Origin of the sequence: Microcystis sp. LE19-131.1A (genome assembly GCF_027532015.1) — a bacterium.
Classification (GTDB): Bacteria; Cyanobacteriota; Cyanobacteriia; order Cyanobacteriales; family Microcystaceae; genus Microcystis; species Microcystis ichthyoblabe_A.
In genome coordinates this window covers 1-6,952 of the sequence record NZ_JAPZSS010000164.1, presented here as the reverse complement: position 1 = coordinate 6,952, position 6,952 = coordinate 1, and the positions used below count along the sequence as shown (strand labels likewise).

Here is a 6,952-nt window from a genome sequence, read left to right as displayed (position 1 = left end):
CCACCGCAGGACGTACTTGCCACTCGACAAACTCTCCTAAACGATTGCCCAACTCCCCAATCTGCTTACTAACTCTGTTAATTTGCTTATCTGTTTCCTTGATTTGTTTATCCGTTTCTTTTTGAGCTTGGGATAACTCTTTTTGAGCTTGGGATAACTCTTGTTGGGATTGGGATAACTCTTGTTGGGATTGAGCCAATTCCTTTAGTATTTCCCGAATGTCTTCAATAGTGGCTGTCATAATGAATTTTCTCAAGTTAAAATAAAATTTTCTCTATTATAGCCCGATCGCTTTTTCTCCCTTGAAGTAACTGTTCAGGGGGTAGGGTTGATTCATGAATCAACCCTACAATGAATCAACCCTAGTTCAGGGGAGGACAAAATCTGATAATCTAAAAAGACGCAGAAAAGAGCGGCTACTGTGAAAGAGTAGTATCCATCTCGGTGCTGCCCCAGGAGAGTCCTTCCACAGAGTCAATGCCACTGGCGGCTTGACATCCCCCCCCCTGAACGGTTACAATGAGACTATACGCCTTATGTAAGTTAAAAGCTGGAATGGTGTAAACTCTTTCGATAGATTATCTCTCTAGTCGGAGTGTTGGACTCAAACACTTGATCCCTAATTAGGTTGTTTTAGGTCACATCAAGTTTGCTACTTTATTAGGTTTCTTACAGGAAAATTTTAAAGGTTTGAGCCTTCGGTAAATCTTTCGAGGTAGCCTAGTTATCTTATGTCAAAAATAGCTTGAGCGATTTTTTCAGAGGATTTTCCTAATGTAAAGTAATACCCTCTGAATGTTTATCATGTTACAAATTAAGTGATTTTTACTCATTTCAGTACAATGGCAAAAAATCAAGCCGAATCTATGTCTGATCAGAATCATCAGCAGCCAGATATGGGTGCGAAGAAAACAACGCAGGCTAGGATAGAAGGTCAGGATAATAATCAAATAAAAACAGGAATTGATCCTAAAATTGATTCGGAAAAACCGTTTAAATATTCGGAGCAAACAGGAAGATTAGGGGAGATAATCCTGCGCTTAATGCCGGTGGGTCTTTTGCTCGGAGGACTGAGTTATTGGGCGATAGTTGGTAAGATTCCGACTCCTGTTCAAGGACGAGCGGTCATTTTGATTCCTCGTTCTATTGTTAATATCGAACCCCGTCAAGGTGGGCGGGTGTTAACCCTCCTGATTCAACCGGGAGATTCTGTTAAAAAAGGGCAGTTACTGGCAACTTTAGAGTTTCCTGAATTAGAAACAGAATTAAAGGATAAAAAGGATAGACTAGCAGATCTCAAGCAGCAGGATAAAAGAGTTGACTCTATTGAAGTGAGTCGTCGCCAATTGAATGCAGCCTCAATAGATCGCCAGCAAAAGGCGAATCAGCTTCAGATTAAAGCACTTCAAGTTCAATTATCCAGTAATCAAAAACAGCGAGAAGCCTATCTCTCCCATGCTCGATATCTTAAAAATTTCCAGAACTCAACGGATGAAAGACTAGCCGCCTACGATAAACTTATCGAAGAGGGGGCTGTCGCCAAGCTAGATTTTCCCTCCTATTTGTTTCAGTTCAATAATCTAGAGGCTTCTAATAGTATCAATCGCGTCCAAATAGAACTCGATCGCCTTAAGGGGGTTGATGAAAGCCTGCCAGTAGTTGAACACGGGCGGCACAGAATAATATACTAAACACGGAAAAACGGCAAATAGACCTGCAAGATACAGCCAGTGATATTCTTCGTTACAATGCGATCGCTGACCAGCAACGAGAGATTAATACGTTAAGAACCACTATTCAAGCCAACAAAAATGTAGTGAGTCTGTACAACGGCCAGATTTTAGACTTATCTGTTAATCCGGGGGAAGTCCTGGCTCCGGGGGGGCGCATAGGTACGTTAGAAGTCTCCAATCTAAAGGCCAAGACCAACGTGGTGGCCTTGTTTAAGAGCGGTGATGCCAAACGATTAGAACCGGGCCAGGAAGTAGAAGTCGTTCCCGATCTCTATGATCGCGAACGCTATGGGGGTATCGTTGCTAAGGTAATTACCGTCGATCAGCAGCCGGTAACTGTGGCAGAACTAGCAAATATAGTCGGAAGTCATGAACTCGCCAGCAAACTGTTTCTGGGTAGAGATGAAGACGATCGCGATAAGCCTATACCCGTCAATGCAAGTGTTATCAAAGCCACTTTAGCGCTGAAGGTCGATCGCAATACACCGAGTGGTTTTTACTGGACCCAAGCTAAGGGAGCGCCCCAAAGAATTACCAACGGAACTACCGCAGATGTCCATGCCGTGGTGGAAGAGCGTTCTTTAGTGAGTTATATAACCCCTGCTTTTCGCTGGATTACAGGGGTGTACGACCGTTAACCACAATCTTGCGAGCGTAAGTAGCTGAAAGAAACAACGACTAGAATAAACGGTTGAACCTAATATGGAAAATCCGAAAAGACGTTCTCAATGGTGGACTTGGTGGTTTAAGTGGTGGATTATCGCCGCAGCCTTTGTTTTAGTCATCTTGATCCATAGTGAGCCTCCTCAGCTTTGGTTTTGGTTGGTGACGTTTTTGGCACTAATTTTATATGGGATTGAGCGAGCGATTAATGGGTAACAATGAGTAAGTCGAAAAAGGATATAGAGATACCTTGGACAGTAAAAACGGGCTAATGATCAGACAGGGATTGAAATTTTCCCTGGGTGCTGCTCTCTTAACGAGTTTCTTTTGGCACCGAGGAAATGTATTAGACAACTTTGTTTATCCCGTCTTTGGGTATGTATCTGTACTGATTGAGCCATCGATGGGAGGTGCGATCGCTGCAGGTTTGGGGCGTTTGGGGGGAAGTGCTTTGGGGGGAATCATTGCCGCTATCCTGGTGAACGCCTACGGAATCCAAGGCTCAAGTTTTTTTGTCATTCCCTCTCTCACCTACATTTTAGCCGCCCTGATCTGTGAAACTTACCGATGGCAAGCCGCTTATTCCCAAGCCACACTACTGGGCGCTTTAATTGCCATGAGAGTGGTAGGAACATCAGCACAACAAGATATCTGGCTCTATTTGCGATCGCGCCTGATCGATAACTGGATCGGAATCGCTGTGGGAATTGCTGTGGCCTTACTATTTTGGCCCCAGAATACTCGATCCGATCTCAACCGGAACTTGATGGGAATCCTTCAAGATATACCGCACTTGTTCCAAAAAATCCTCGATCGCCACTTAAAAACTGAGGTCGAGGAGCGGGATTATCCTCTTTCTATTGAGCAGAACGAGCTTAACTTACTCAATCAGATTAAAAAATCAACACAAACTAGCCTTTCAACACTCACAAAAGCAACCCATGAATTCGGTAGTGAGATATTGGTGGCAGAAAATTGGAGTGAAATCTTGGCAATTCAGAACCAATTGACTCGACAATTAGCTGATCTGATGGCTTTTAATGGCGAAAAGCATGAACAAAATTTAGTGCATCAGTTCAGGGATGAATTTCACCAATTGGCGACTCATCTTACCGACAGCTTTGATAGCTTGAGGGATCTGAGTAACGCCAAAAAAATCTTAGCTACCCCTTACCTCAGAGAATTAGAAGAAGATTTAGCGAATATTGGGGGTAAACTTGATCATCTCCGAACCAGTGGAGAGATTGATCGGTATGATGTTCAAGAATCACTACAGTTTTATCAATTTATTCAACTTGTATCTCGATTTATCCAACAATGCGAGGGATTAGGAGGCAGGATAATCGATAAAACCAAAGTAACTGCAACTTTCAGGCGAAGACACCTGATTACCTTTCCCAAATGGTCCCCTATATCCCTAAAACGCCTGAGAGAAATTGTCAGTCTTGGCCTGGTTATTGGTTTGTTACTGGCTATTATTCGTCACATCGAGTTTCCCTATCCTTCTGCTTACGAAAAAGTGGCAGATATTGTGATCATAGGTGCAGTGGTCACTGTCATTCAACCGACAAGGGGGCGAGCGATCGCGATCGGTTGGGCGGCCACTGTCTCGTTGAGTTTGACGATTCTCTGTATTTACCTGTTGGTCAAGTCCTTTGGTTATAATCCTTTTAGTAGCAGTCTGGCTTATTTTTTCGCCTACTTCAGTTGTGCTTGGCTGGGGTTTACGCCCATCGCTCGCATCGGTGCGATTGTAGCAGCCGATGCCATCGGGAAGGATATTTTTCCTTTTTTCGAGCAAGGAATTTGGGCCGCACTAATTTCAGTTCCCGTAGGTGCGTTTCTGGGGGTATTGCTGACCACTGTATTTATGACAAAATCGGCTACAAACCAGCTGGAAACAGATTTTTCTGTGACTTTTAAGAAAATGGGACAGCTATATCAAAAACTGCTGTCAGGCTATTTTCAGGATACGATACCACCGTCAGATATCCCCCAACTGAAGCAGGCCATCACAGTGGCGATCGCTCAACATCCAGCCTCGGTTAAGATTGCCAGTCTCGAACAAATTTCCACAGTTTTAGCAACCAAACACCAAAATTTTTGGAATTTCTCCATCGGCTACGAACAAAAACTCTGGGTTCAATTGGATGCTTTACAAGATGGGCTACAGCAACCGCTTCCTGAACCGATACGACAAAAGTTTTTACCTGAATTACAAGCGATTGCACAAGAAACCGCGATCGCTTTTGATGAAATTGCTGAGGCGATCGCTGCCCAGGTAATTCTCAACCCACCAAAGTTAGGATTGCTCATCCAAGAAATTGAATCTCTTGAGAAGCAGTTACTGAGCTTGCGGGTTGAGAGTCGAAGTTATCCCTTAAATGAGCTAATCGCCTTTAGCTCGGCTTTTATGACGATGAAAGCCATTGCCAGCAACTTAAATCAAATGAGTCAAGACTTACCTGCCTACACCCAATAGGTAATAGGCAAATATTATCAGCCTGAAGTATCTCTGCTCTTAGGGCTGTATATTCAGTAGTGGATTGTTTCAGCTAATTTGGTGTATTAGAAAAATGCTAGAAATTCTATAATCTAAGACTTTAAGCCGAAATCTATTGCCCTATTTTAGCTGAAACAGTCCACTACAAGATCGGCGATCTGCTATGCAGTACCTTCGGCATCGCACTTCTTAATGGGATCACAATGCTTTGATCTCAACGATGCCGCCCTCAACATTATCCACCTGCAATCGATAACCGTAGAGCATCGCCATTCCGAGCAACGGATCTGTCTCTGATGCTGCGATATCAACCTCGCGATATTGCCCATCCCAAATGACTGTTGCAGTGTAAAAATCAAACAAGACTTCGCTGCCATCGCCTAGAGTCGCTGGATTGGAGATCGTCCAAGGCAACCCCAGGCGAATGATGATTTCAGATGGTAAAGACAGAAAGCCATCAAACCCGGTATCAATCACGGTATTGATGAATTCCCGCTGACCAGATGAGTAGTTACCAACTACAAGGGAAAGTGTAGCTTCACGGCGCAAATTCACAACTCCGTGTATCATGAATTCTTCTTTAAGCTCCGCGAACCAAAGTGATACACGGCACGGTGTCCAATCCGAATTCCAAAAGGCTGGGCATCAGGGTTACGCTCAAATAGCCGATTGGTTGCAGCTACGACCGTTTCATCAACCTCAAAATCTCCGGTTTCGATGTCGATCGCGATAATTTTACCCTCATTACCCGCTTCGACTTGCTGCCGAATGCCAGACTCGTAGAGTTCTTTCCCCCGACGAGCCATCTCCTCTTTGCTGTAACGCCTTTGCCGAACTGTCATAGCCTTGCCCCATTGACTGCCTTCTCCATTTTAACCTGAACGATCTCGCTCTTTTGAATTGATAGGGTGTGTTTGGCAATCACTTAATCTTGGCGATCGATATGATGTAGCCTGTGTTAGCGTTAGCGTAACCCACGGATTTTGAACATTAGATAAGGTGCGTTCACTTCATTAACACACCCTACAAGATCGGCGTGCTGCTACGCAGTGCCTTCGGCATCGCACTCTGTTATGAGTTGATTGATGTTGGGTTTCCTTGCGTCAATCCAACCTACGGGCAAGGCGATCGGCTACGCAGTGCCTTTGGCATCGCACTCATAATAGTTGACGAAATTCTGCGACTGTCAAACCAGCATCTTGAACAATTCCACCCATTGTAAATGCCTTAATTGGATTGTGCCTTGGAAGAGCAACTTGACGCACCCCATCACTCATGATGATATGTTTGCCTTGGCGAATGATCCGAAAGCCTCCCTTCTCCAAGGCTCGTACTGCATCTAGGTGATTTACGCCAGGAATTCTAGGCATAGTTACACCTGCATTTCAATTTCACGAATTTCCCCATCTTGCAAGCGTTCTTCTAAGGCTGCAAGATACTCACGAATTGCATCTTGGATATTGGTTAATGCCTCTTCCTCAGTATCTCCCTCGGACCAACAACCGGGGAGCGCAGGAACGCCAACAGTAATTCCTTCTTCAGAACGATAAAGGACAATTTTGTATTTCATCATAAGTTCCTTCTAGATAGCACTCCATTTTAGCTTGATAGAATTATGGATGTGGGATCAAATTGTAGCAACAGCGGAACCTCACAGCAAACTTGATATGGTTGGGTTTACTTGCGTCAACCGTTCGGCAAAAGCTCACGGCCGAAGTTCAACCTACAGGCTACTCTAGGCTATTTATTCCCCTAGAAACGAATCGCACCGTTACATTTCATTAACGCACCCTACCAGATCAGCGTGCTGCTACGCAGTGCCTTTGGCATCGCACTCAACCAACCAAATGACGGCGTTCCGGTGCAGCGACTTGTTATACGGCTTTTTTTGTGCAATGTGATCTAAAATAAGGGCATCTTACGACTAGGTGACAACAATGTATAAAATTTCTGTTAACCCTCAAATTCATTTTGGGAAGCCCTGCATAGAAGGGACGCGCATCACTGTGCAGAGTGTTCTTGAGTTGCTAAATGAGGGACTCTCTTTCAGTAT

Annotated in this window: 10 protein-coding genes; 5 read left to right on the top strand and 5 right to left on the bottom strand. The window is 44.3% G+C overall.

From position 1 onward, the window contains the following. Positions 1-241 (bottom strand): DUF3782 domain-containing protein (locus O9323_RS13210; protein ID WP_288125259.1); only part of this gene is annotated, 241 nt, incomplete at its 3' end. Positions 242-866: 625 nt separating this feature from the next. Here O9323_RS13210 and O9323_RS13205 point away from each other — a divergent pair. The 4 genes from O9323_RS13205 (at position 867) to O9323_RS13190 (ending at position 4,878) form a co-directional block, all read left to right on the top strand. Beyond that, positions 867-1,691 (top strand): biotin/lipoyl-binding protein, encoded by an 825-nt coding sequence (locus O9323_RS13205; protein ID WP_288125258.1) that lies wholly within the window; start codon positions 867-869, stop codon positions 1,689-1,691. 125 nt (positions 1,692-1,816) lie between these two features. Beyond that, entirely contained in the window at positions 1,817-2,371 is a 555-nt protein-coding gene (locus O9323_RS13200) for a hypothetical protein (RefSeq protein WP_288125256.1), read from the top strand. Between the two features lie 64 nt (positions 2,372-2,435). Beyond that, the gene (locus O9323_RS13195) at positions 2,436-2,612 is read left to right on the top strand and encodes a hypothetical protein (protein WP_002735384.1); all 177 of its coding nucleotides are present in this window, start codon (positions 2,436-2,438) and stop codon (positions 2,610-2,612) included. 55 nt (positions 2,613-2,667) lie between these two features. Further along, entirely contained in the window at positions 2,668-4,878 is a 2,211-nt protein-coding gene (locus O9323_RS13190; RefSeq protein ID WP_288125255.1) for an aromatic acid exporter family protein, read from the top strand. Positions 4,879-5,097: 219 nt separating this feature from the next. Here the strand turns inward: O9323_RS13190 and O9323_RS13185 are convergent, their stop codons facing one another. From O9323_RS13185 to O9323_RS13170, 4 genes are all read right to left on the bottom strand, one after another. Next, positions 5,098-5,469 carry a clan AA aspartic protease gene (locus O9323_RS13185; protein WP_288125254.1) on the bottom strand — a complete coding sequence of 124 codons (372 nt, stop codon included), beginning with the start codon at positions 5,467-5,469 and terminating at the stop codon, positions 5,098-5,100. After that, positions 5,466-5,741 carry a hypothetical protein gene (locus tag O9323_RS13180; RefSeq protein ID WP_002776327.1) on the bottom strand — a complete coding sequence of 92 codons (276 nt, stop codon included), beginning with the start codon at positions 5,739-5,741 and terminating at the stop codon, positions 5,466-5,468. Before O9323_RS13180 ends, O9323_RS13185 begins: the two co-directional genes overlap by 4 nt. Before the next feature lie 315 nt (positions 5,742-6,056). After that, positions 6,057-6,269, bottom strand: coding sequence for a type II toxin-antitoxin system HicA family toxin (locus tag O9323_RS13175; protein WP_002753436.1), 213 nt, complete (start codon positions 6,267-6,269; stop codon positions 6,057-6,059). A gap of 2 nt (positions 6,270-6,271) precedes the next feature. Continuing rightward, positions 6,272-6,469, bottom strand: a complete 198-nt coding sequence (locus tag O9323_RS13170; protein ID WP_002738180.1) for a type II toxin-antitoxin system HicB family antitoxin — start codon at positions 6,467-6,469, stop codon at positions 6,272-6,274. Between the two features lie 367 nt (positions 6,470-6,836). Between O9323_RS13170 and O9323_RS13165 the strand changes: the two genes are divergently transcribed. After that, positions 6,837-6,952: DUF433 domain-containing protein (locus tag O9323_RS13165; protein ID WP_288124861.1), on the top strand; the 116-nt coding region annotated here is incomplete at its 3' end.

What these genes read in the sequence shown, in the direction of transcription:
- O9323_RS13205 (WP_288125258.1), top strand. Translation starts at nt 867, where the DNA reads ATGTCTGATCAGAATCATCAGCAGCCAGATATGGGTGCGAAGAAAACA.
- O9323_RS13195 (WP_002735384.1), top strand. Translation starts at nt 2,436, where the DNA reads ATGGAAAATCCGAAAAGACGTTCTCAATGGTGGACTTGGTGGTTTAAG.
- O9323_RS13190 (WP_288125255.1), top strand. Translation starts at nt 2,668, where the DNA reads ATGATCAGACAGGGATTGAAATTTTCCCTGGGTGCTGCTCTCTTAACG.
- O9323_RS13185 (WP_288125254.1), bottom strand. Translation starts at nt 5,469, where the DNA reads ATGATACACGGAGTTGTGAATTTGCGCCGTGAAGCTACACTTTCCCTT.
- O9323_RS13180 (WP_002776327.1), bottom strand. Translation starts at nt 5,741, where the DNA reads ATGACAGTTCGGCAAAGGCGTTACAGCAAAGAGGAGATGGCTCGTCGG.
- O9323_RS13175 (WP_002753436.1), bottom strand. Translation starts at nt 6,269, where the DNA reads ATGCCTAGAATTCCTGGCGTAAATCACCTAGATGCAGTACGAGCCTTG.
- O9323_RS13170 (WP_002738180.1), bottom strand. Translation starts at nt 6,469, where the DNA reads ATGAAATACAAAATTGTCCTTTATCGTTCTGAAGAAGGAATTACTGTT.